General features: G+C 35.2%; 2 protein-coding genes and 1 pseudogene. 2 read left to right on the top strand and 1 reads right to left on the bottom strand.

Annotated features, from left to right (window positions below; translation table 11 throughout):
* A partial coding sequence (locus RHOW815_RS09470; protein WP_502757465.1) for a transposase occupies positions 1 to 257 on the top strand: 257 nt, incomplete at its 5' end.
* A gap of 504 nt (positions 258 to 761) precedes the next feature.
* A complete protein-coding gene (locus tag RHOW815_RS07925; protein ID WP_215217758.1) occupies positions 762 to 2006 on the top strand; it encodes a CCA tRNA nucleotidyltransferase in 1245 nt (414 codons plus the stop codon).
* 103 nt (positions 2007 to 2109) lie between these two features.
* Here the strand turns inward: RHOW815_RS07925 and RHOW815_RS07920 are convergent.
* A pseudogene (locus tag RHOW815_RS07920) lies at positions 2110 to 2250 on the bottom strand (transposase); the annotation flags it as partial.

Raw genomic sequence — 2250 nt, 5'->3', positions numbered from 1 at the left:
AGTTTCTGATGTCTTCTAGGATTAAAGTGCACTATCTCCCTCCTTATTCGCCGAATTTGAATCCTATTGAACGCTTGTGGAAGATCTTAAAGGAAAAGAAGGTATACAATCGATATTACGAAACGTCGGTGACTTTTTTTCAGGCAATTAGAGGATTCTTCTTAGAAGAGATACCGAAAATAACAGATATTTTGAAATGTAGGATAAACGACAAGTTTCAAGTCGTTGACTTAAATCCCATTAAGCTAGCCGTTTGAATCGGCACTAGTATATACTCGTTTACATTCAAATTAAGAGGTTGAATATATAAATGTTTTTATAAAAAGAATAACCTCTTCTTGCAAGATAGAGCAGCTTTTTCAAAAAAAACCAGTTATGTAATTCTTAATTTGAAATCAAACTAGTATAGTTCATTTTCTCTACTTTTTTAGGAATAACTGGGAAAATAGCAAAGTCCCATTATTTGGCCTTAAAAAACTTTATCTCTAAAGTAGAAGTTTTTATAAACCCTGGATAGGATTTAATAAACTAAATAAAGAAGCCTAAAGCATACGATGCAAAAATGATCAAATTTCTACGACTAAAATCTTAAGTCGAGCAATTTAGTGTTGAACTTCTCTACAGCTCTAGCTTCCTCTACAAAAAAACTATGTTTTTTATTTTCTGCTTCTATTCTTGGAAAGATATTTTTTTGAACTGTCCTTGAAAAACACATAAAAGTACTATTTAGATGAAAAGAACTAAATTTTCCACATAAATATATGCGTAACTTTGCACTTGCTAAACAGATCGTACAAACTCTTGTAAAAGCGGGATTTACCACCTATTTTGCAGGGGGATGGGTACGAGATTACTTGATGAACCACCCCTCTGATGATATAGATATCGCAACTCAGGCTCCAGTAGACGTCATTCAAAGACTTTTTCCTAAAACGATCCCAGTTGGACTAACTTTTGGCATTGTGATTGTAGTTGTTGAAGGACATCAATTTGAAGTAGCTACTTTTCGCAAAGAAAAAGATTATGTAGATGGAAGACGTCCTACTCATATCGAATCTGCCACCCCAGAACAAGACGCACTCCGTCGGGATTTTACTATTAACGGCTTGTTTTGGGACCCTCTTACAAAAACGTTATACGATTACGTAGAAGGCCAAAAAGATCTCAGATCAGGAATCATTCGCGCTATTGGAGATCCGCATGCTCGTTTTTTAGAAGATCGATTGCGTATGATACGAGCTGTGCGCTACTCTACTCGCTTTAATTTCTCTATTGAGGTAGAAACTTATCAAGCCATTCTCACTCATGCAAAGAGCTTATTTCCTTCTGTTGCTATTGAACGTGTATGGCAAGAGTTTCATAAAATGGCGCAATTTGGCAAATTAGATACCAGTTTTTTAGAACTATATAGACTGGGTTTATTAACGACCATTTTTCCGGAATTTCAGGGTCTCAACATACAAGAGCTAGAAAAAAAAGTAGAACCCTTTAAAAGATTTTCTAAAAAAACCCCTGTCATTGCTTATGTATTAGAGCTATTTCCCGATCGATCTTTAGAAGAGCTCCTATCTATTTGCGAATATCTCAAATTATCTCGCATAGAAAAAAATTTCACTCTGTTTTTTCACCATGCAAAAAAACTGTTATCTATGCCTAAAGACTGGCTTGATAAATTAGAGCTTGTTGAATGGGCGCATTTTTACGCAGATCCTCAATCCTACGTTTGTCTGCAGATTTTTGGAAATGGTTTACCCAGTAAAGACAGAAACGAGTTTTTCGACTTTCATCAGAAGAAACAACACCTATTGAAAAAAGCTATTGAAAGAATCCAAAAAAAACAACCCCTTGTTACCTCCAGCTCTCTTAAAGCAGCAGGGATAGTCCCGGGTAAGCAGATGGGTCTTTTACTACAAGAGGCTGAAAATATTTCTATTAACCAAGAAATTGAAGATCCTCAAGAGATTATTTCGCAGCTGAAAAAAATGCCCATTTGGAATCATTCATGAATCTTTTTTATCTTCTTATCGCCTTTTTGCTCTTTGTTAATCAAGAATTAACATCTACTCCATTCTTTGCACTCAAAAATCTTATACTTTCTTTAGAGCCTGTTTAAAATCTTTTCAAAAGTAGAGCAATAAAAGCAAGAACCAGCATATTCAGGCTTGTATGTAGTTTTCTTTCGCAATTTTTCCATAGCCTGCGACATTATTTCTATCCACGCAAAAGAACGCTCTACAACCCATCTTTTGG

Origin of the sequence: Candidatus Rhabdochlamydia sp. W815 (assembly GCF_018642185.1) — a bacterium.
GTDB classification, from domain to species: Bacteria; Chlamydiota; Chlamydiia; order Chlamydiales; family Rhabdochlamydiaceae; genus Rhabdochlamydia; species Rhabdochlamydia oedothoracis.
This window is presented reverse-complemented; position numbering and strand designations above follow the sequence as displayed.